17 protein-coding genes, 1 tRNA gene and 5 pseudogenes are annotated in these 21,185 nt (G+C 68.2%); 12 read left to right on the plus strand and 11 right to left on the minus strand.

Features of this window, described 5'->3' with window-relative positions; genetic code table 11:
• Positions 1-336, minus strand: a pseudogene (locus IE244_RS26500) (type III effector protein); the annotation flags it as partial.
• A gap of 125 nt (positions 337-461) precedes the next feature.
• Between IE244_RS26500 and IE244_RS26505 the strand changes: the two are divergent.
• Positions 462-893 carry an Hsp20/alpha crystallin family protein gene (locus IE244_RS26505; RefSeq protein ID WP_191876093.1) on the plus strand — a complete coding sequence of 144 codons (432 nt, stop codon included), beginning with the start codon at positions 462-464 and terminating at the stop codon, positions 891-893.
• A gap of 842 nt (positions 894-1,735) precedes the next feature.
• Here IE244_RS26505 and cynR read toward each other — a convergent pair.
• Positions 1,736-2,644 (minus strand): transcriptional regulator CynR, encoded by a 909-nt coding sequence (gene cynR / locus IE244_RS26515; protein ID WP_191876095.1) that lies wholly within the window; start codon positions 2,642-2,644, stop codon positions 1,736-1,738.
• A 125-nt stretch (positions 2,645-2,769) separates the two neighbouring features.
• Between cynR and IE244_RS26520 the strand changes: the two genes are divergently transcribed.
• Entirely contained in the window at positions 2,770-3,363 is a 594-nt protein-coding gene (locus IE244_RS26520; RefSeq protein WP_191876096.1) for a carbonic anhydrase, read from the plus strand.
• 111 nt (positions 3,364-3,474) lie between these two features.
• Positions 3,475-3,945 (plus strand): cyanase, encoded by a 471-nt coding sequence (gene cynS / locus IE244_RS26525; protein WP_191876097.1) that lies wholly within the window; start codon positions 3,475-3,477, stop codon positions 3,943-3,945.
• A gap of 70 nt (positions 3,946-4,015) precedes the next feature.
• Here cynS and IE244_RS26530 read toward each other — a convergent pair.
• Positions 4,016-4,300: pseudogene (locus tag IE244_RS26530) on the minus strand (leucine zipper domain-containing protein); the annotation flags it as partial.
• A gap of 84 nt (positions 4,301-4,384) precedes the next feature.
• The gene (locus IE244_RS26535) at positions 4,385-4,717 is read right to left on the minus strand and encodes an alpha/beta hydrolase (RefSeq protein ID WP_229854333.1); all 333 of its coding nucleotides are present in this window, start codon (positions 4,715-4,717) and stop codon (positions 4,385-4,387) included.
• Positions 4,718-4,944: 227 nt separating this feature from the next.
• Here IE244_RS26535 and IE244_RS26540 point away from each other — a divergent pair, with 227 nt between their 5' ends.
• The gene (locus IE244_RS26540) at positions 4,945-5,436 is read left to right on the plus strand and encodes a DUF2975 domain-containing protein (RefSeq protein WP_191876099.1); all 492 of its coding nucleotides are present in this window, start codon (positions 4,945-4,947) and stop codon (positions 5,434-5,436) included.
• On the plus strand, positions 5,436-5,657 hold the full coding sequence (locus tag IE244_RS26545) for a helix-turn-helix domain-containing protein (RefSeq protein ID WP_191876100.1): 222 nt from the start codon (positions 5,436-5,438) through the stop codon (positions 5,655-5,657). The genes IE244_RS26540 and IE244_RS26545 overlap by 1 nt, the downstream gene beginning before the upstream one ends.
• 52 nt (positions 5,658-5,709) lie before the next feature.
• On the opposite strand, the pseudogene IE244_RS26550 reads toward IE244_RS26545, so the two are convergent.
• Positions 5,710-6,381 (minus strand): annotated as a pseudogene (locus tag IE244_RS26550) (transposase); the annotation flags it as partial.
• Positions 6,382-6,541: 160 nt separating this feature from the next.
• Here IE244_RS26550 and IE244_RS42195 point away from each other — a divergent pair.
• Positions 6,542-6,934, plus strand: a complete 393-nt coding sequence (locus tag IE244_RS42195) for a DUF6193 family natural product biosynthesis protein (protein ID WP_229854334.1) — start codon at positions 6,542-6,544, stop codon at positions 6,932-6,934.
• A 139-nt stretch (positions 6,935-7,073) separates the two neighbouring features.
• Here IE244_RS42195 and IE244_RS26555 read toward each other — a convergent pair whose 3' ends face one another.
• On the minus strand, positions 7,074-7,799 hold the full coding sequence (locus tag IE244_RS26555; RefSeq protein WP_191876101.1) for a dienelactone hydrolase family protein: 726 nt from the start codon (positions 7,797-7,799) through the stop codon (positions 7,074-7,076).
• A gap of 249 nt (positions 7,800-8,048) precedes the next feature.
• Between IE244_RS26555 and IE244_RS26560 the strand changes: the two are divergent.
• Positions 8,049-9,496 (plus strand): annotated as a pseudogene (locus tag IE244_RS26560) (NF041680 family putative transposase).
• Between the two features lie 9 nt (positions 9,497-9,505).
• Here the strand turns inward: IE244_RS26560 and IE244_RS26565 are convergent.
• Positions 9,506-9,922, minus strand: a complete 417-nt coding sequence (locus IE244_RS26565) for a hypothetical protein (RefSeq protein WP_229854335.1) — start codon at positions 9,920-9,922, stop codon at positions 9,506-9,508.
• Between the two features lie 1,072 nt (positions 9,923-10,994).
• On the opposite strand from IE244_RS26565, the gene IE244_RS26570 reads away from it, so the two are divergent.
• The 3 genes from IE244_RS26570 to IE244_RS26585 all read left to right on the plus strand — a co-directional run bounded on the left by IE244_RS26570 (position 10,995) and on the right by IE244_RS26585 (position 15,251).
• Positions 10,995-12,566, plus strand: a complete 1,572-nt coding sequence (locus IE244_RS26570; protein ID WP_191876102.1) for an alpha/beta hydrolase — start codon at positions 10,995-10,997, stop codon at positions 12,564-12,566.
• Positions 12,567-13,219: 653 nt separating this feature from the next.
• Positions 13,220-13,615, plus strand: a complete 396-nt coding sequence (locus tag IE244_RS26580; RefSeq protein ID WP_191876103.1) for a hypothetical protein — start codon at positions 13,220-13,222, stop codon at positions 13,613-13,615.
• 400 nt (positions 13,616-14,015) lie between these two features.
• Positions 14,016-15,251, plus strand: coding sequence for a trypsin-like serine peptidase (locus IE244_RS26585; RefSeq protein WP_191876104.1), 1,236 nt, complete (start codon positions 14,016-14,018; stop codon positions 15,249-15,251).
• A 39-nt stretch (positions 15,252-15,290) separates the two neighbouring features.
• On the opposite strand, the pseudogene IE244_RS26590 reads toward IE244_RS26585, so the two are convergent.
• From IE244_RS26590 to IE244_RS26605, 4 genes and pseudogenes are all read right to left on the minus strand, one after another.
• Positions 15,291-15,442 (minus strand): annotated as a pseudogene (locus tag IE244_RS26590) (IS5/IS1182 family transposase); the annotation flags it as partial.
• A gap of 42 nt (positions 15,443-15,484) precedes the next feature.
• Positions 15,485-16,669: a cytochrome P450 family protein gene (locus tag IE244_RS26595; protein ID WP_191876105.1), complete on the minus strand. Its 1,185-nt coding sequence runs from the start codon at positions 16,667-16,669 to the stop codon at positions 15,485-15,487.
• Between the two features lie 426 nt (positions 16,670-17,095).
• Positions 17,096-17,172 (minus strand) — tRNA-Met (locus tag IE244_RS26600).
• A 212-nt stretch (positions 17,173-17,384) separates the two neighbouring features.
• Positions 17,385-18,893, minus strand: a complete 1,509-nt coding sequence (locus IE244_RS26605) for a DUF4246 domain-containing protein (protein ID WP_191876106.1) — start codon at positions 18,891-18,893, stop codon at positions 17,385-17,387.
• 265 nt (positions 18,894-19,158) lie between these two features.
• Between IE244_RS26605 and IE244_RS26610 the strand changes: the two genes are divergently transcribed.
• Complete coding sequence (locus IE244_RS26610) at positions 19,159-19,293, plus strand: winged helix-turn-helix transcriptional regulator (RefSeq protein ID WP_229854336.1); 135 nt, start codon at positions 19,159-19,161, stop codon at positions 19,291-19,293.
• 106 nt (positions 19,294-19,399) lie between these two features.
• Positions 19,400-21,118 (plus strand): protein kinase domain-containing protein, encoded by a 1,719-nt coding sequence (locus tag IE244_RS26615; protein ID WP_191876107.1) that lies wholly within the window; start codon positions 19,400-19,402, stop codon positions 21,116-21,118.
• Positions 21,119-21,185 lie beyond the last annotated feature (67 nt).

Below are 21,185 nucleotides of genomic sequence, written 5' to 3' on the forward strand. Positions count from 1 at the left end.
TCCGGGCCGGCCGCGCAGGTAGCGGCGTTCGGCGGCCTGGCGGCTGGCGACGCCGAGGGGGTGGGCGAGGTCGGCCCAGCTGGCACCCGCGTCGCGGGCGGTTTGGATCAGGCCGGTCTCCCACCCGGCGAGCTGCTCACGCACCTGCCGCAACAGCACCAGAGAGGCCAGCGCCTGCTCCGGCCCGGGGCCGGGCGCGTCCGCGGTGTCCGGGGACTCTCGCTGGGCGTCGCGCAGGGCGTCGTCTATGGCCCGCAGGGCCACCGCGGCGGCGAGGAACGACGCCGGACTGTGGGCGTTCGTGCTGGTCGTGGGCGGTTGGTCGGCTACGGTCACGGGCACCCCCCCAGGCGTCATCGCATAGACGACATTGCGTTTGTCATCCATTGGATGACATGTTACAACGGTGTCAGTGAGGCGCATTGGCAGCAACTGCCTGAACCTGCTGGAGGTGTTTTCCGATGTTGATGCGCACTGATCCCTTCCGTGAGCTGGACCGGCTGGCGCAGCAGCTGATGGGCCCGGGCACCTGGTCGCGACCGTCGGCGATGCCGATGGACGCCTACCGCGAGGGCGACGAGTACGTGGTGGCCTTCGACCTTCCGGGCGTGACCGCGGACGCGATCGACATCGACGTCGAGCGGAACATGCTCACCGTCAAGGCCGAGCGCCGGCCGGTGGCGAAGGCCGACGACGTGCAGATGGAGCTGTCGGAGCGGCCGCTGGGCGTCTTCTCCCGCCAGATCGTGCTCGCCGACACCCTCGACACCGAGCACATCCAGGCCGACTACGACGCAGGCGTGCTCACCCTGCGCATCCCGATCGCCGAGCGCGCCAAGCCCCGCAAGATCTCCATCGGCGTCGGCTCCGGCCGCAAGGAGATCTCCGGCTGACACCGGCCGGACGGATGCGGAGGGCGGGCACCTGATCTCCCCCTCACCCCGCTCTCCGCACCCCCGTGAGCAGTCCGAAGAAGAAGGGGGCGGCCGAGATGACCCTGCTTTTCGGCCGCGCCGAACTCACTCCGGCCGCGTAGACGGCGACGTGCGTCCTCGGGGGCGGGCACGACGATCCCTGCGCCGCTGACTGTGGTTCCCCGCGGCTCCCCGCCCGTTCCGGTGCGGTTGTGGTGGGACGTGCTCAACGACGGAGGCCGGGCGTCGGCTCGATGACGTCAGTCCAGACACGATCGTTCCACGGGTTGCCTTCCAACCCGAGGCGTGCCGCGACGACGTCATCAAGGAAATGTGCCCGAGCTACCGCGACCGCTTCGTCGGGCCACCACAGCGAGTCGCACTCGGCGCACAAACGGAAAGACGTCCCGTCGGCCTTGAAACGGTACAGGCGGACCCAGTCCTGTTCACAGCAGGGGCAGAGGAGTTGGGCTGGCATGACCAGCACAGTATCCCGGGACTGGGGTGCACGCTTTCCAAGTCTGTTGGTGGCTCGCTGGGCCACGTGCGAGGGCGTCCACCTGCGTTCATGCTCGTTCGGGCGTTCAGTGTGAGTCGCCGGCCCCCATCCTGCGGACGCCCGTTGACCGGCCTTCGGTCACCCAGGAGGCCTCATCCTCCCGCGAGCGTTCTCACCCACTTGAGGGCCCGCTGGACGTCCTGGGCCGCCGGCACCGCGCGCAGGGTGGTCGGCCCGCCGTCGAGCAGATACAGCAATAGGATGCGCCGCGCGGTATGCGGCGTGGCCACCCGGCCACGGGTGTGCTGCCCTGGCTGGTGGATCAGGGGGGTGGGGTGTAGCCGCGGGTGTGGACGAGGTCGTGGGTGAGCTTGGTGAAGGCGCGGGTGGCGGCGCTGCGGTAGGCGCCTTCGCGGTGCAGGAGGGTGACGGTGCGGGATGGCAGTGGTGGGTCGAGGGGGACGGGGACGAGGCGGGGGTGGTCGTGGGTGATGGCGTCGGGCAGGACGGTGGCCAGGGACGTCCGCTGGACGATTTCGGTGAGGGCCTGGATGGAGTTGGCCTCCACCGCGATGCGTGGGGCGGCCCGGTGCCGGGTGAAGTAGGCGTCGATGTGCGCGCGGGTGGCGAAGTCGGCGCTGAGCAGCGCGAGTTGCATGTCTTTGAGGGCCTGCACCGGTAGGGGCTCCGACCGTGTCGGGGAGTGGTGGGTGCCGGTGACGAGACCGAGGGTCTCGGTGAACAGCGGCGTCGGGGTGACGCCGGGCAGGTGGGCCCCCGTGAAGGCGATGCCGAGGTCGAGGTCGTCCGCGAGCAGGGCGGCCTCGATGCGGTCCTGGGTCGTCTCGGTCAGGGCCAGTCTGATGCCTGGGTGCCGGGCGTGGAGTTCGGCAGTGAGCGGGCCGATGAGGTAGGCCGTGAAGGTGGGCGTGACGCCCAGGCGGAGGTGGCCGCGGGAGAGGTCCTGGACGTCGTGGACGGCGCGTTCGGCGGCGGCCAGGTCGCGCAGGGCGCGGCGGGCGTGGTCGGTGTAGACGGTTCCGGCGTCGGTGAGCCGTACCGTGCGGCCGGTGCGGTCCAGCAACTGGACGCCCAGGGTTCGTTCCAGTTGCTTGATCTGCTGGGAGAGCGTGGGCTGGGAGATGTGCAGGTCTTCCGCGGCGCGGGTGAAGTTGCCGCGCTCGGCGACGGCGAGCAGATAGCGCAGGTGACGCAGTTCCAGGACGGCCATGGAAACAACTATAGATGCGAACACTAGCTTCTATGGAGAACAGCTCTTGGACGCTATAGGCGCAGGTCATGCAAGGTGGACTTCGCCAGCCCGCAAGGGTCGGCCGCCACAGAAGGGAGTGACCCATGCAGAACCTCGCCGAGGGCGTCGCCCGCTTCCAGCGGGACGTCTTCCCGGCCAAGGCGGAACTCTTCGCCCACCTGGCCACGCATCACACGCCGCACACACTGTTCATCAGCTGCTCCGACGCCCGCGTCGTCCCCGAGCTGATCACCGGCTGCGAGCCCGGTGATCTGTTCGTCGTCCGCACCGCCGGCAACCTGGTGCCCGCCTACACCGCCGACGCCGACGGAGTGGCGGCGAGCATCGAGTACGCAGTCGCCGTGCTGGGCGTGACGGACATCGTCGTCTGCGGCCACTCCGCGTGCGGCGCGATGACCGCCCTCGCCCGGGGCCACGACCTCATTGACGCCCCGGCGGTCGCCACCTGGCTGCGGCACGCCGACGCCTCCCAGGCCCGCACCACCGCCCCCGGCGACGTGATGGGCCTGGTCCGGCAGAACGTGCTCGCCCAGCTGGTGAACCTGGCCACCCACCCGTCGGTCGCCCGCGCCCTGGCGGAGCAGAAGGCCACCCTGCACGGCTGGGTCTACGACATCGGCACCGGCCATGTCGAGGAACTGCCCCCGGTAGGGACCGGACCCGCCCTCGCGGCCTGACCCCTCCCCCGGATGGTTTCCGCCACCTAGCCCGCGCCGGGACCCCACCACCCACCTGCCACTTCGCCCTCTGCCCAAGAAGTGGTCCACCGAGAGAAGGAAGTACTGATCATGGTGCACGCCCAATTCGACCCTACCGCCCGCCAGGCCCTGGCCAACGCTGCTGTCGAGGCCAAGACCCGCAGGAACCTCTCCTGGCGGCAGATCGCCGACGCCAGCGACCTGTCCGTCGCGTTCACCACCGCCTCGGTCCTCGGCCAGCACGCCCTGCCGGAGAAGTCCGCCAAGGCCGTCGCCGAGCTACTGGGCCTGGACGAGGACGCGGTGATGTTGCTGCAGACCATCCCCAGCCGCGGCTCGGTCCCTGGCGGCATACCCACCGACCCGACGATCTACCGCTTCTACGAGATGCTCCAGGTCTATGGCACCACCCTCAAGGCCCTGGTCCACGAGCAGTTCGGCGACGGCATCATCTCCGCGATCAACTTCAAGCTGGACGTCAAGAAGGTCACCGATCCCGAGGGCGGCGAGCGCGCCGTCATCACGCTGGACGGCAAGTACCTGCCGACCAAGCCCTTCTGACACCAAGGCTGCGTCTTACGCCGGGCAGCGCAGCACCGACGCCCCCACTGCCTGAGATCCGTTGAGGAAACACTGTTCTGCGGCTGCTGGAGATGCCGGCCTGATCGGGCTCGAAGGTGGTCCTGGCTGCAGACCACTTGTGAGCGCGTCGGGGTTCCTCGACGCGGGCGAGGTTTCGCGAGTGGTGGTCGTCGGCTGACCATGCGGCGCCGAAGAACGATCGAGTTGGCCGAGGTCGCCGTGTCGTCGGTGGCGGTTGACCCACTTGGACGCGCGCGCTGGAGAGATGCCCGTCTCGGCGTTCGACGGGCCGACGGCGACCTTCGACGGACAGCGGCGCATTCGTGTACGACAACGGGCACGCTTCCTTGCTCGAAGGGGAACCGCTGCGCGGTGCCTGGTGGCCATGCATCCCGCGCGGTGGCCGGTCACCGAAGGGTCAGCGAGTCCAGGAGTTCACGGCCGTGCCGTCACGAGCCCAGGTCGCTGGCGAAGTTGATGTGGCCGTCCAGGTGGATGCCGCCCGGCAGACCAGGCTGTGGGCTACCAGCACCATCCGGCTGTCCTGCCGGGAAGCTTCGTCGTATGCCTCCTGGACAGCGTCGACCCAGTCATCCAGGTCGGGGGTGGACCACGAGGCAGGGGCGATCCTCACCGCTGAGGTGCCCCACTGTCGCTCCCACGAGGTCTGCCAATGCTGCCTGTCCGAGTCGTCGATGCCCGGGATGATGACGTCCCGCGGCCAGCGTGGTCGAGCACGGACAACCGGCACCTGCCCTTCGAGCAGTACCGGTACTTCCGGGACGTGGGACTGGGCGGGTAGCTACCCGACATCCCGGTGTGATCCGACCTTTCAGGGGTGGTCGTGCACGGATGCCATGGGCGGCGGCGTCGGCGTCTGGCCGCGGTGCGACACCACCGCTCGCTCCCCGTCTCAACCCTTGCCTCATCTATCGACATTCGATAGATTCTCATCGTAATTCGATGGAAGGTCGGGTCGTGGGAAAGCTGACAGTGGGGGCGCTGCGCGCCGTGCTCGTGGTGGTGCTCACCGGCACCGTGTTCGTACAGGCAGGGATGGTGTGGGCGTTGGTCAGCGGGAGCGACCCGGAAGACGGGTCGCTCCCGCTGACCGCGCTGCGCGTGATCACGATCCTGGGCATGGTGTCGGCCCAGGTCGCCCTGGCCTGCGTATGGCGGCTCGTGACGATGGTGCGACGCGGAACCGTGTTCTCCCACGCCGCCTTCCGGTACGTGGACGGCGTGATCGGCGCGATCGCGGCGGCTGCCCTTATGTGGTTCGCGGTCACGGCCCTCAACGCGCCGGGGCAGCGGGACGACCCGGGCGTCACCGTCATCATGGGTGGGGTCGGCGTGGCCATCCTGGGGGTCGCGCTCATCGTGCTCGTGCTGCGGATGCTGCTCGCCCAGGCCGTCGCGCGCGATGTCGAAGCGTCGCAGATGCAGGCGGAGTTGGACGAGGTGATCTGATGCCGATCGCCGTCGACATCGACGTGATGCTGGCCCGGCGGAAGATGTCCGTGGGTGAGCTCGCGGACCGCGTAGGGATCACGCCCGCCAACCTGGCGGTACTCAAGAACGGCCGTGCCAAGGCGGTGCGCTTCGCGACACTCGCCGCGCTCTGCGAGGTGCTCGAATGCCAGCCGGGCGACCTCCTACGCTGGGAGGCCGAGGACATCACGGGCGAATGAACCATCCCCGCCAAAATGTCATCGCGACCCACAGGGCGTCCTCCTTGAGCGAGGGCGTCGGCCGGCGTATCACCCGGTCCGACCGCAGTCGGCCGAGGACCTCGACGGGCACGTCGCTCAGCAGGTGGGCGATGCGGGGCGCGTCGTATCCGGCGTCCAGCACGACCAGGACGTTGGGGTCGCCGGGGTTCCACTGGCCGGCGGCGACGAGCCGTTCGACGACATCGCGGAGCTGGACCGTGGTCACCGCGGCGATGTCGGCGCCCGGGGTCTAGGCAGACCGCGTCCACCACCGCCGTCCATGAGGTGCGGCCGGTTTCCAGCGCGGCGACGACCGAGTGGGGCCAGCCCGGGACCATCTGGTGCTTCGCCCCTCCGCGGCCGAAGGCGTGGCAAAGGGCCCGGCCAGGGCAGGTGTTGGCGTCCGGCCGCAGCCACGGCGAGATGTCCGCGGCAGCGGCACCGAGGCCAGTGCGCGGCGCAGCCGGGTCACGTCGATCCGCCCCTGGTTGAGACCGCCGTAGAGCGCCCCGTGCCCGCGCCGGTGTTCCGGCGTGAGTGCCAGATCGACCAGCGCCTGCACCGGCCCGTCCGTGCACAGCAATGCGTCGCATGACTCGAACAGCGCGTCGCCCCGCGCGGTCAGACACGCGTACAACTCCGTCCGGAAGCGTGACACTTCCGGGAACGCGTCTTGCGGGACACCCTGATGCACCAGACTCACGACCACGGCCTTCGCGCTGATCCACTCTGTGACGGAGCAAAGGATCGAACGAAGGCCGCTCTCGCGTCCGGCCGTTCCCATCCCGAGTGATCAAGTTCTAGGGACCATTCGATCAATCAGGCGGGCTCGGTCGGCCGCGTCCCTCGTGCACGATGGTGACGTGAACAGGGATGCAGCGCGCGAAGCCGCCGTTGAAGCGGGCTGGCAGGCAGTACGGGACGACGGGCGGGTACGGGCGGAGTTGTTGGAAGCGGCCTATGCCGAGCCCTGCCTGCGGCAACTGTTCCCCTGGACCGGGATGGGAGAACTTCACTTCAGCCGTTGCACCGAACGGCGGTGGACCTGGGACATCCCGTACATTCAGCCCGCCGCTGGAGGTACCTACTGGGTCTCCGGTCCGCTCCGAAGCCAGACAGTTGGCCCGGCAGCTACAGCACAGGAGGCCATCGCCATGGTGGTCCAGCGTCTTCCAGCGGGCTGCGGTCCTGCCTTCCTGGGCACACCGGAAGAACTCGCGGCTCACGAAGCCACCACGAAGAGGCACACAGACTGACGAAGGTTAAAGGCCAAGCTAGAGCCTGTGAACAAACCCCCATCTGCGCAGCGGCGTCCGGCACGCACGCTCGCGGGGTGCCGAAAAGCCCCGGCCGACCGGCGTGGTTCGCGGTCCGGGATCGTGGTTGCCGACCAGATCACTCCGTTATGGGCAGGCACTCGGCGAGCAGGTCGACGACGTCCCGCCACGCTCGCTGCGCGTGCTGAGGGTGATAACCGACCCCGGGACGCACGATGTGGTCGACCGGTGGGTGATGGAAGGCGTGCAAGGCGCCGCCGTAGACCACGAGGCGCCAGTCGACGCCCGCAGCCTGCATCTCGGCGGTGAATGCGTCCCGTTGCGCGGGCGGCATGATCGGGTCTTCCGACCCGACCCCGGCCCACACCGGGCAGTGAATGCGCGCCGTCTCGCCTGGTCGGCCCGTGATCAGTCCGTTGACTGTCGCGATCGCGCGCAGGTCGACGCCGTCGCGCCCCAGTTCCAGCGCGATTGCGCCCCCGGTGCCGTAGCCGACGGCGGCGATCCGGTCCGGGTCGGTCCGCGGCTCGGCGCGGAGCACGTCGAGCGCCGCGTGGCCGATGCCTCGCATCCGGTCGGGGTCAGCGAGCAGCGGCATGCAACGGGCCAACATCTCCTCAGGATCGCCCAAATAGCGCCCGCCGTGAAGGTCGAAGGCCAGAGCCACGTATCCCAGCTCGGCGAGCACATCGGCCCGGCGGCGCTCGACGTCGCTGAGCCCCATCCCCTCGGGCCCGACCAGGACCGCGGGCCGGCGGTCGGCACCGGCCGGGAGCGCGAGGTGCCCGATCATCGTCAGGCCGTCGGCCGCGTATTCGATCGTGCGCGTTGTAACCGTCGTCATGAGCCTGGACTGTAGTGATCGTCGAGCCCGGTAGGGCCGGTGTTCTGCCGCCGGCAGAAGGCAGGTCTCTGGCGTATTCCGAAACCACCCCGTCAGCGGTTCAGCTCAGCTTGTCCTTTAACCTCTGACCTCGAACGTTGCGTCATACGCACTCACTCGTCCGGGGATTCGCCGGGCAGGCGGACGGCCTTCGCATGACCATGCCTTCCGCCACGGAATCACGTTCATACGAAGGCCGCAGAGGTGAGTGTGCTGGACCACGATGCCCGGCGGGACGCGTTCGACTTCGCGTCACGCCTCCGGGAGGACTTATTCGACTGCCTGACCGCGCGCGGGGACGAGCTGTTCGATCTCACCGACACGTTGTTGTGCGCGGACGGTCCGGTGATGTCGCCGGTAGACCTGACGCTGGTGGCCGAGCACCGGCGCGGGCACGGCGCCCTGTATGACGCGCTGAACTGCGGCAACGTCGACGTTCCGAGGCTGCGGCAGGTACTGGCCGGTCTGCCGATGCCGCAGGCCGCCGACGGGCGCCTGGTCCTTGCCGTCGACGTCAGCAACTGGCTCCGCCCGGACGCGCCGACCAGTCGGGACCGCCTCTTCTGCCACGTCTACGGCCGCAGCGGACGGTCCTCGGACCAGTTCGTGCCCGGCGGCCGTACTCGTTCGTCGCCGCCCTCGAGTCAGCCCGAACGTCCTGGTGCCAACTGCTGGACGCCGTCCGTCTCGGCCCGGCCGACGACGTCGCCGAGGTCACCGCCGCCCAGGTCCGGCGGGTGATCGTAGACTTGATCGAGATGGACCGCTGGCACTCCGGCGACCGCGACATCCTCATCGTCTTCGACGCTGGCTACGACGCCCCGCGCATGGCTCACCTCCTCGACGGCCTCCCGGTCGAGGTGCTGGGACGGATGCACTCCGACCGCGTCATGCGACGGCCGACGCCCTCGCTCAAGGAGTACGCCCCGTGCTACCCCCAAGGCGGGCGACCACCGAAACGCGGCAAAGAATTCCGCTTCGCCAAGCCGGATACCTGGGGCGAGCCGGACGCGACCACGACGCAGGTCACCGACCGGTACGGTACCGCCCGCGCGATGGCCTGGGGCCGCATCCACCCGAGTCTGACCACCCGCTCCGCGTGGATCGACCACACAGGCGAACTACCCATCATCGAGGGCACGCTGATCCGCCTCCAGGTCGACCGCCTGCCCGGTGGCCACGATCCGCTGCCCCTCTGGCTGTGGTCGTCAGCCACCGGTCTGATCGGCGAGGACGTCGATGTGCGCTGGCAGGCGTTCCTGAGGAGGTTCGACATCGAGCACCTCTTCAGGCTGATGAAACAGACCCTCGGATGGACTCGTCCAAAACTCCGCACCCCTGAGGCCGGCGACCGCTGGAGCTGGATGATCATCGCCGCACACACCCAACTCCAGCTCCTGCGCTGGGCCGCTGCCGACTTGCGGCGGCCATGGGAGAAGCCTGCCGAGCCCGGCCGGCTCACCCCGGCCCGAGTCCGCCGAGGGTTTCGGAACCTCCGCCCGCGCCTGCACTGTCCGGCCCGTGCACCGAGACCCTCAACGCCCGGACCAGGAAGACCGCTTGGCTCCAAAAATCGCCGTCCCACGACCCGCTATGACGTCGGGAGGACGACCAGACGGCCCGAGAGCACCATCGAACACGACAGCCTCAGAGGTTAGAAGACGTGCTCAGGGCGCATGTTGGTCCAGGACGCGATCTCGGTATGCACGCCAGACATCGAAAGCCGACTGGGCGCAGTCCGCGGTGAGGAAGTCTCCTGACCCGGTGCCGAAGGCCCGTGCTTTCAACGCATCGGCGACCGCAAGGGCAGCGTGAGCTGCTGCTTCGCTGTCGCCGTGGATGAAGAGACTGACTCCGGCGACCGGGGCGTCATCAGCCTCGTTGACCGGGGTGCTGATGGAGAAGCCGGGACCCTCGTAGTCGCCCCAACCATTCTGCGGATACTCGATGCCCGGCAACACCTCTGCAAGGACAGCACGAACGTCGCGGCCCGCACCCAGACTCGGTGGCTCCCAGTCTTCGGGGATCTCGTCTATCGACTCGGCCTCGGGCGGAAACCGCATGATGAATACATCCCAGCTCACCCGCACAATCTACGCGCCAGCACTGACACTCAGCCCGGCCCTGAACCGGCCGCCTGGTTAAAAGGCAAGCTCAGAGCCTGTGAACAAACCGCCGTCCGCCCGAAGGGCAGGCGCACCGGACGCCGCTGCTCGCAGACGGGGTTTGTTCACAGGCTCCAATCGACTGTCGCTGGTCCTCGAGGAAGCCAGCCTGTCGGTCACCTTGCGTGATCTCCTGGGGCGTATCGGAGCTCCATGTCCCGCCTGTTTCTCTGATGAGGCGGCTGGTGGTCTTGTCGTGGTAGCCGAGGGCGTCCGCAACGACGGGGCCGAGTACGTGCACGCCGCGGTCCGGGCCGAGCCACACGCCCACCGAGCCTGAATGCCTCCTCCCCCACCGGAGAGCTCCCTGACCACGCCGGGCGGCTGCTCATGCTCGGGTCTCCAGGGGGCGTTCAGGAAGCAGCCAATCACCGCCGGAGCGGTGTAACGGAAGCGCCGTGCTCTGTACGGCTCGGGCGCCCGGCCTCCGGATGCCTTCGCCGGCCGCCGCAAACCTCTGCCGGGCCTTCGCCAAGGGGCCGCTGGCCTTGTGGACCCGACAGACCTGGTGAAGCGGCGTTCCGCTCTTCGCTGTCGCGGTTCTGGGTGCTAGGCGGAGCCGGTGGCCCAGAACTGCGCCAAAGGCAGTTCCAGCGGCAGGACATCAGGGCGAAGCGCCCTGGCAGAGCCTCCTCACCCACCTGGTGGAGGTGGTGCGGGAGGTGAGGGACTGGGCCGCTCGCGCGGCGGGTTCACCAGCAAGCTCCACCTGACTGCCGACGGCCGCTGCCGCTGCTGCCGCCGCTGGCCGTAACACATCGCCTCCGCTCAGGCGCGCTGCGACCACGGCGTGGTTCTGTCCGAGCGCGAACTCGTGCGCGGAGTCGGCCCAGACGCCCTTGAGGGCCGGGGCGCGCTCCGGGAAACGCAGCATTCGGCTGTCCGCGGTCGTCTGTGCCTCAGGACCGCTGTGCCGGCTGGGGTTCGATCGGGGTTCGATCAGGGTGGTCCCTGATAGACGATGTGCCGGGCACCATCAAGGATGACGAGCGTGACAAGCAAAATGCGCACGCCACGCCCCGCGATGACAGGCCGGTCGCTGCACCGGATGGTCGTGGCCCTGAAAGGCCGGGCGATCGGAACGGCGGTGCTCGTCACCGCAATGTTGACGATGCCCGCGGCGACTGCCGCCGCCGCGGATACCGTCGCTGCCGCCGGCAATCCGGCGTCGTCACTGAACTGGACTTCGTGCCCGTTTCCCGGCTCACCAGCGGAACTCCAGTGTGCTTCCCTCCAGGTGCCGGTGGACTACGCGCACCCACGCGGATTGAAGACAACCGTAACGGTGGACCGGCTCCGGGCGAGCGGCGCGCATCCGGTCGGTAGCCTGTTCTTCGACCCTGGCGGCCCCGGCGGTTCCGGGACGCAGTTCGTGTACGCCGAATCCCTCGGGGCGCACGTGTTCTCCACTGCCACCCGGGAGCATTTCGATGTGATCGGCCTGGACCCACGCGGTGTCGGACTGAGTAGTCCGGTCCGCTGCGACCCCGCGCTGCTCAATCGCCAGGTCTCGCTGTTTCCCAAGGACGAGGTCCAGTTCCGGCGCTTGGTCGCGCGGAATCAAGCACTGGGCCGGAGCTGCCGTCGACTCACCGGACCGCTGCTGGAGCACGTCGACACCGTCAGCGCCGCCCGCGACCTTGAGGCCCTGCGCCGAGCGCTCGGCGAGGGGAAACTCAACTACCTCGGCCTGTCCTACGGCTCCCAACTGGGCGCCACATATGCCGAACTGTTCCCGGACCGGATCCGTGCCCTGGCGTTGGACGGGGCACTCGATCACTCGCTGTCGACGGTGCACCTGTTCAAGGACGAGTCCCACGCGTACGAGGACTCCCTCAACCGCTTCTTCGACTGGTGTGCGCAGACTCCCTCCTGCGCGCTGTACGGCACAGAGGTCGGGCGGCTGTTCGACGCCCTGGTAGCAGCCGCCGACCACCATCCGATCCCCGCCCCGACCTGCGCCAAGGCGGGTGACTGCCGTCCGTTGGTGACCGGGGAGGACATCCGGTTCGCCGCGCAGGGCCTGCTGCTGTTCCCGTCCCGGCGCAACGATCTCGCCCTCGCTCTCCAACAGGCCGAGGCCGGCGATGCGTCGGCGCTCTCCCAGCCCGTTGCCACCGGGCCGAGCGACGACGATGCGAACGGCAGTCAGATCGCGATCGAGTGCCTCGACTGGACGACGCCGATCCGGACGCTGCACGATCTGCAGGACCTGCGGCGGCTCGGGCAGGCGGTCGCGCCTCGTCTCGGCGGCGCGTCCCAGTCGTGGACCATCCTCACCGGGTGCGTCGGCTGGCCCGCTCGGGTCGCGAACCCACCGCGGCCGATCAAGGTCCAGCACGCACCGACGATCCTGATCACCAATGCCACCCACGACCCCTCGACGGCGTACCCGTGGGCCCTGCGACTGCACCGCGATCTTCCCTCCAGCGTGCTGGTGACCCGCCAGGGCGATGGCCACACCAGCTACCTGGCCAAAGGCACCAGCCACACCAGGGACGCCATCGACAGCTACCTGCTCACCGGCCGGACACCGCCGCCGGACACGGTCTACGACGACTGACTCGGCTCTGGCTGGGTTGGTTCGTCGACCACGCCATGCCGCACCGGCGGGGCTTCGTCGTGCTGTCAGGTATCGCGCGCGAATCGCAGAGCCCGTGGACACCCTCCGGCACACATTCATGTCACGTAGTCACACCGATGTGTCCGACCAACCCACCGTGCCACCCTTGGTGGAATACAGCCTCACGCCCATGGCCCGCGAACTTCACGCAACCCTCACCGGGCTCGTCGGCTGGGCAGGACGCCAACGAGCAGACATCACCACCGCCCGCGCCACCTACGACGCCACCACGGCACCGGCTCCCTGACACCCATGGAGGCACCGACAGTGAGCCGAAGCTGAGGAGTTGTAGCAGTCTGGTTGTCACCAACGAGGCATCCGGCTTGTTGCATGCGCTGATGTGCACGGAGTGCGCAAGGACCGGCCTAGGACGGACCTAGGACAGCAGCCCTTAACCTCGATCTTGCACAACGGCCCCTCGACGAGCCGCATACAGGGCCTTCATCCCACCAGGAATGGTTCCCGCGCAGCAGCCCGGCTCGTCTGGCTAACGTCAGGGCAACGTCATTCTCGGGGAACACATGAACCTCGCCCGGAAAATGGCAACTGGACCGGCATCGCAGGGAGCCGGAGAAATCAGGGGGAAACACACTATGACCCGAGCGATCAAAACCCTCGCCACGCTCGCCATGGCCGGGGCATCCGTCCTGTGCGTGACCTCACAGGCGTCCGCCGACCCGAACCCGAACAACCACGGCTCCGAGCCGATGATGATCCAACTAGACACCAAGTACCACGTGGGTGTGTACACGTGCGCCGACTCGGGATGTGGCAAGTGGGAAGACCTCACCCTCTCGCCGGGCGATTCCATTTTGGCGGACTGCTGGGTTTCCGGCGGAAACGTCGGCAATATGGGCGACGTCTGGTACCGCACCGCGCAGGTGACCGTGAACGGCTCGACGGTCGACACAGATCAGTGGACATGGACCTTCGCGCCGTACGTGGACGGCGCATACAGGTTCCACTGGACGTCCATGCCCCACTGCTGAACCAGCCGTAGACACGCAGTCACACATCACCACATAGGCGAGTGACTGCGTGAGCAGCCCGCGAGTCAAGGGCGCCTCTCACACCGCCAGTTGACGGACGGAACCGGGTACCACGCCACCACGCTGCAGCGTGCTGCTTCGGGCGAGAAGGCGCGGCGGTACGGAAGTGGCGTACGGCGTCGATCGGTAGCGGCCGGCTGGTCCCCCCTCTCCTGACCCCCCGTCACCATGTGACCGGAGTACGACACGGTGACGTCATGTCACGGAACAATTTCGGTCATGTAGCTCTTGTGTACGGGCGCCCCCCGATGATCATTCTGCGTCCGCCCACGTGCATAGTGGGGTGCGCTCCAGCCAAGCTGGAGCATGACAAGAATCAGCCACAGGGGGACTACGCTCCATGCCATTCATACGCCGCCGCGGCATCGCGGCCGCTGCCGCCGTGATCGCCGCGGTCATGGTGACCACCACGGCCTGCGACAGCTCGAAGGGCGAGGACCGCAAGGCGTCCTCCTCGTCGTCGGACGGGGCGGGCCAGAACGATCCGGGCGTCGACACCGGACAGGACGGCGGGACTTCGCTCGGCGGCTACAAGCTGCCAGCCGGTGTGCCCACCGACCTCGCCGGCCAGGGCCTGCAGAAGTGGAAGAACGGCGGCTGGAAGGACTTCAGCCACTGGAAGTCCAAGGCCGAGGACTTCTCCAACCCATACATCAAGGACTTCTGGACGCCGGAGCGGGTCGTCAAGGCCGCGTCGAGCATTCCCGGGGTCACCGTGGCGGGCAGCACCAGCACCGGTGGTGGCGGCAGCACGTACATGTACATGCCCGACGGCGCGGTGAAGCGGAAGTCGGCCACACGGGTCGCGACGACGTACCACCACTACGCGGCGCCCGTCGGCAAGCTGTTCTTCAGCACGCCGCAGGGTGACATGGTGTGCTCCGGCGCGGTGGTCACCGACCCGGCACACCCCGGCAAGTCCAATCTGGTGTGGACGGCCGGCCACTGCGTGCACGCGGGCAAGGGCGGCGGCTGGTACCGCAACATCGCCTTCATTCCGTCGTTCGACAACACCGGCCGGTACACCATCCGCCAGGCCGGGCAGCGTATCCGCTCCACCGCCGTCTCGCCTTACGGCATCTGGTGGGCGAACTGGGCCACCACCTCCCAGGCATGGATCCAGGGCGGCGCGCATCAAGGGACGGTGGCCTCGGCGTACGACTACGCCGTGATCCACGTGAAGCCGGAGAAGGGCCACAAGTCCCTCCAGGAGATGATCGGTTCGGCGCTTCCGGTGTGGTTCAACGCCCCGGCCGCCAGCAAGATCAAGGACATGAAGGTGCGCGGCTACCCGGCGGAGTCCCCGTACGACGGCTCGAAGCTCTACGACTGCCGTGGCGCGACCAAGCGTGCGGTGCTCGGTCACAGCTACCCGAGCAACTACCCGGCGCAGTACATGATCGGCTGCACGATGAACGGCGGTGCCTCGGGTGGCCCCTGGTTCATGACCCACAACGGCCGTACGTACCTGGTCTCCGACAACTCCCTGAGCGACCGCCGGACCTTCGTCACCGGTCCGCGCCTCGGTGCCAACGCCAAGCAGGTCTACCTGGCGACCAGCCGCAAGTTCAGGTAGCCCAACTCGACGCGGCCCCGGCACAGCGGCGATTCGCGGGGCGAGGTGGATCTTGGCGGTCGGACCGCCGCGGGACCGTCGGAGGGCACGGTCCGCCGGGGCCCCTTCTGGCGGGCTCCGGCGGCGTGCTGGTGGGCTCGGACGATGGTGGAGTCGACTGCGACGACCCAGTCGAGGTCGCCTTCTGCGTCGCCTGGGCGAGCAGGGCGGAGGCTGGCCCGGTCAGCTGCTGGTCACCAGGTGACCGGTAGCGCCTTCAGGCCTCGATGGTGGAAGGAGGGCAGCCATTCCAACTCCTCGGCGGGGACCGCTAGGCGGAGGTCGGGGAACCGGGCGATGAGCCCGGTGAGCGCGACTTCGGCCTCGAGGCGCGCCAAGGGGGCGCCCAAGCAGTAGTGGATGCCGTGGCCGAAGTCGAGGTGGGTGGAGGGACGCTCGGGCTGGAAGCAATCAGCGTCAGTGAACTGGGCGGGATCGCGGTTGGCCGAGGCGAGCGAGACCCAGACGCGGGAGCCGGTGGGGATGGTGATGCCGCCGATGGTCACGTCTTCCAGGGTGAAGCGTCGAACCCCCAGTGTGACGGGAGCGTTCCAGCGGAGGGTCTCTTCCACCACCGCGCGGACCGGTGTATGGCCGGCACGGACCGAGTCCATCACCGCAGGGTGAAGCAAGAGCGCCAATGTGGCGTTACCGATCAGGTTCACCGCGCTGGTGTAGCCGGTGAACAGGAGCAGGAAGCTCATCGCGAGCAGCTCGGGTTCGCTGAGGCTGTCGTGTTCGTCGTGGGCTTCAGTCATCGCGGTGAGCAGGTCATCGGTCGGCTTGTTGCGCTTGGCGGCGATGACGCCGGTGAGGTATCGGTGCATCTCCCGCATGGCGGCACGGGATTCCACTGCCGCGTCCTCGGAGGACCCCCGCACGCTGTCGGTCCAGGCGTGGAAATCTCGGCGATCGGCGGCGGGGATACCGAGGAGTTCGCAGATGACTTCCATGGGCAGAGGGTTTGCCAGGGAGGGCATCAGGTCGGCCGGCCGCTCTGTGATGGCGGCCAGGAGCTCGTCAGCGTGTGCCTGGACGCGCTGTCGCAGCCCCTCGATACGCCGGGCGGTGAATGCCTTCGAGACAAGACGTCGAAGCCGGGTGTGATCGGGCGGGTCCAAATTGAGGAGGTGGGCGTCCAGCTCCGGCGGCATGGATGACTGGTAACGGCCGGTGATATGGACGTTTGCCTTGTTCAATGACAACCGCGGGTCCGTGAGAGCGGCGCGCACATCCTCGTAGCGGGTGACGACCCACACGGGTGCGCCGTCAGGAGTGATGGTGCGGTGCACCGGCCCGGCTTCCCGCAGGCGGGCGTACGTCCCGTACGGGTCGGTCATGAGCGCGTCGTTGAACAGGGACGCTGGAGCAGAGGTCATGCTCGATTCGCTTCCTCGGTCGGCTTGTGCGCGGTGGCTGCCGCCTGGTCGACGAGTTCCGAGTGCACGCCTCCACGGCCACCGGTCGATCCGGCCACCGAGCCGCACGCCCACGACCCCGCCCCGGCCAGCCGCGCGGAGCAGTCCGGCGCGTGCCGGCGCCGCCGCTTCCCGTCATGCCGGTGCAGCCAGGACTCGTAACCCACGTGACCGCCGACCGCGGTCGAGTAGTAAAGGCCGGCAGAACTCGCCACGCCCTTGGGCCGGCGAAACTCCGTGATCGGATCAGCCCTCTCAAAACGCCGGTTCCAGCCCTGCTCCCTCTGGCGATGTCGTCTTCGGCTACGCGGGACTCCCCCACGCGAGAGCACCGGTGTGTCCGGCGGAGCAACGCTGAAGGGGCCCGCTGCTGCGGGCCCCTTCTTTTGGTAGCGGGGACAGGATTTGAACCTGCGACCTCTGGGTTATGAGCCCAGCGAGCTACCGAGCTGCTCCACCCCGCGTCGGTGATGCCACTCTACATGATGGATCGCGGGCCTCGGATCGGACGTCAGCCGCCACGGACGATGTTCTCGGCCCGAGGCCCTTCTGGCGCCGGCGCCACCCTTCTGATCACACCCAATCGCGGGCTACCGGAGAACGCGCCTCCGCACAGCTGAAACCCCGGCGACTGCTGCGGCGGGCCAGATAATGCACCACCCGCCGCATCGGCGGTTCAGTGCTCGCAGAGGGAGAATTCCCGTTCGTAGAGCTGTTCGTTGTGCTCGTCGACGAAGAACTTACGCTCCTGCATGAGTTGTTCGCGGTAGTTCTTGGCCTGTTCAAGCGTCATGGTCGACGTGTCGGACCATGGTTGTTGCGGTGGCACATCGGATGTCGAGACGATCTTTTCCGACGGGTCTACCAGGAAGAACGCGAGAATTTTGCGGTATCCCGGTCGGGTACGGTCCGTGAGGCGGAATGATCCGACGCGGTGTTGCAGGATGTTCGGGAACGCCAGGCAGCGGCCCGCTGGAGTCGATGTCGATCCCAGCACCTGGTTCAGTGCGTCTTCGTCCTCCAGGCCGTACACCTCACGGAGGCCGTTGTCGTCGTTCTGTTCGTAGTGCGGGTCGTCGAGTGCCGCTCGGAAACTCAGCCGGCTTTCGGTGATGTTCTCGCTGTCCCAGTAGTAGATTCCGGTCGAGACGATCCGCTCGTTCATCATCCCCTCGACATGCCAGGAACCGCCGGGGTATTCGGGCTTGTCCGGAGTGAGATGAATGGTGGCGAGCTTGACGATGACCTGGAGACTGCGGCCGCGCAGGTCGACTCGGGCGGATTCATCGGGCAACTCGGGCGGGGTGAAGGCCGGGGCGTCCGGGACGACGGGGCGGCGGTTTTCCCACCAGTCGTCCTGGGCCTCTTCCCATGCACGGACGGCTTCTGCGTAGGCCCCATCATCACTGTAGGATGATTTGTCCGGATACTCGGGCTCTGAGTCGTACCACCCGAAAGGATCGGCCTCGATCCGCAGGGGCCGCGGATGGCGCAGGTCGGTGAGCACGTTCTCCAGCAACGGGCGGAAGCGCGCGAACAGGTCCGGCAGGACGGAGGCTAGTTCGCGATGAGTCTCGGGGTGCACGTTGTTGACGTACGAACGGAAGGTGACATCGCCGTCGTCACTGACATCGACGTCCGTGGGTAGCCACTGGAACTTCTCCGAGAATTCGTACCTTGAGTAGCGGTCCGTCGGATTCTGCCAAGCCCTCTCGGGCGCGCCGCTCACCTCTCTCACCAAGCAGAACAGTGAGGGATGAACCAGGTCCAGTACTTGACCGTCGGATCCGGGATGCCAGTCCTGTTCTGCATCGGGGACCTGCTCCAGAACCCGAACCGCCTCCCGCAGCCGGGATCTGAGCTCGTCGTCGATCAGTGTGTCCGACTGCCACACCCCGTCGACCGCGGACACCTCGATGCCGGTTCGTCCGTCCCGCAGCGCGGCGTAATGCAGGAGTTCGTCCAGCACGTAACGAACCTGCGCTTCGGTGAGGCCCTGGGCGATCGCTTCTTGCGTCCACCTGGCGACGATGCCGGCGTCGTTCATCTTGTCGAACCACCCCGGCTTCGCCCGGATGAGTGCGCTGCACTGCATCATCTGAAGTTCCCGCAGCGTTCGGGGTGTCGCGAACGATATGGAACGGGAAGCATGAAAGGGCAGCGGGAAAGCAGACGGGCCAGTCAATTGCCTTGGTCCTCCCAGTCGGTGTGCGGTGGCGGGAAGGATACTTCAGCAGACTGACACCGCCGCCGTGGCCCGCACGGACCAGGGGCCGTGTAGAAGATCCGTGCGCTCTCCTGGGGTGGCACCCGCGTGTCGTGATCGCCGCACAGCGCGGGCCGTGCCCGCCGGTGGGCAGGTTCGTCCCGTCCGTGGCGTCATGAGGTCTCTGTGCGGCACAGCACTACAGAGTGCGGACGATCTCGCCTTCACAGGGGCCGCCTCCACCATGCTGCACGTCCTGAGGGCGCTGCGTCGGCACGACCGGCCGATGCGCTTCAGCGAACTGCGTCGCCTGCTGGACGGGATCACACAGAAGATGCTGACCCGGACGCGGCACGCACTGCCCGAACCCGTTCGATAGCCGGTCCGGACAGCGACCGGGCGGCCGCTACGATGCTGATCTTGCACATGGCCGCGTCAAGGTGAGGTGCGGCACGACAACCGCTGCATACGGGGGGTTCCGTTCCATGACGGGAACCGAAGGCGTCTTTCGCCCGCTGACGTCACAGGAACCGCGGGAACTGGCCGGTTACCGGCTGCTGGCCCGGATCGGGGAGGGTGGCATGGGGTCCGTGTACCTGTCCCACACCCGGGGCAACCAGCCCGTCGCACTCAAGATGATCCGGCGTGAGTACGCGAGCGACAGCGAGTTCCGGCGCCGCTTCCAGCAGGAGGTCCAGGCGGCTCAGCAGGTCCGCGGGTACCACCTGGTGCCGGTGGTCGACCATGACGCGGAGGGCGAACAGCCGTGGCTCGCCTCCGCGTACGTGCCCGGAGTACCCCTCGACGAGGCCGTCGACGTCCACGGTCCGCTGCCCATGGCCACCGCGCTCCAACTGGTCACCTGCGTCGCCGGTGCCTTGGACGCGGTGCACGCGGCGGGAGTGGTGCACCGCGACCTCAAGCCGGGCAACATCCTCCTCGGCGCTGACGGGCCGTGGGTCATCGACTTCGGGATCGCCCGTGCCGCCGAGTCCACCCGTCTGACGCGCAGTGGCGGCTTCATCGGCACCCCGCAGTTCATGTCCCCCGAGCAGGGCACGGGTGACGAAGTCACCCCGGCGAGCGACGTGTTCTCGCTCGGTCTCATCGCCGCCGTCGCCGCTACCGGCCGGCACCCCTACGGCTCCGGCGGAGCCCTCACCGTCGCCACACAGATCGCCAACACCGCCCAGCGCCCGCCGGACCTCTCGGGCTACCCGGCTGTGCTCCGCCCGCTCCTGGAGCGCTGCCTGGCAGCGGCCCCCGCCGCCCGTCCGACGCCCGCCGAACTCGCCGAGCTCTGCGCGCGAGCCTCCGGCCGGTCCTCGCGCGACTTCGACGACTGGCTCCCGGCCCCGCTGGCTGCGGCAGTCGCCGAACGGAGCCGCGCTGTACGCCGCCTCCTGGACCAGGAGGTGGCCGAGCAGCACCGCCCCGCCGCCACGTACGTACCCACGCGGCCCGGCCATCCGCTGCACCAGGCCCCCACCCAGTCCGCCCCGTCCCGCCCGAGTGCGCCGCCGCCCGCGGCCCCACGCTCGGAGCACGCATCCGCCGCGCCCAGGGGCGGTCCCGGCAAGCGGCGCCGTACGCCTCTCGTGATCGCCGCCGCAGTGGTCGCCGTCGCGGTCGGCGCGGCATGGTCGTTCTACGGAGACACCGGCCACGGCACCGGAGCGAAGGCCGGGAGCCGCAGGACGCCGGCCACCAGCCCCGGCGGGCAGAGTGCGCCCAAGAAGAAGGCTCCCTCGGCGACCGCCACGAAGAGCCCGGCGGCGAAGAGGTACGAACCGCTCTTCAAGGACCGTCCGTTGACGATCGGCCCGCCGGGAACCGGTGTGGCGATCACCGTAGACCTGGACAAACCCAAGGTGGATCCGGCCGGTGAGATCGGCGACGACGCCGCGGAGATCCAGTACATCTACCAGTACCTGACCTTCCGTACCGCCACCGCCAAGAGCCCCGGTACCACTCCGAAGGTCTGCCGGCAGGCCGTCGACAGTGCGCCGCTCCCCTCGGAGCTTCCCAACGATGCTTTGGATCAGGGCAAAGCCCTCAAGAAGGGTGACGTCCTGTGCACGGTCACCTCCGAGGGGAATCTCGCCATGCTCCGGCTCACCGGCGTCGTCGACTCGGGTGCGACGTCCTTCGACCCGCCGGGGTACACGGGGCTGCTCACGGTCTGGAAGAAGGCCACCGCCTAAGCGTGCTCCTCGGGCCCCCTTGGCCGCGGACGGGTAGCGCACCGCCACGGCCTGGGTGCCGGGCCAG

The organism is Streptomyces filipinensis, assembly GCF_014649495.1.
Taxonomy (GTDB): domain Bacteria; phylum Actinomycetota; class Actinomycetes; order Streptomycetales; family Streptomycetaceae; genus Streptomyces; species Streptomyces filipinensis.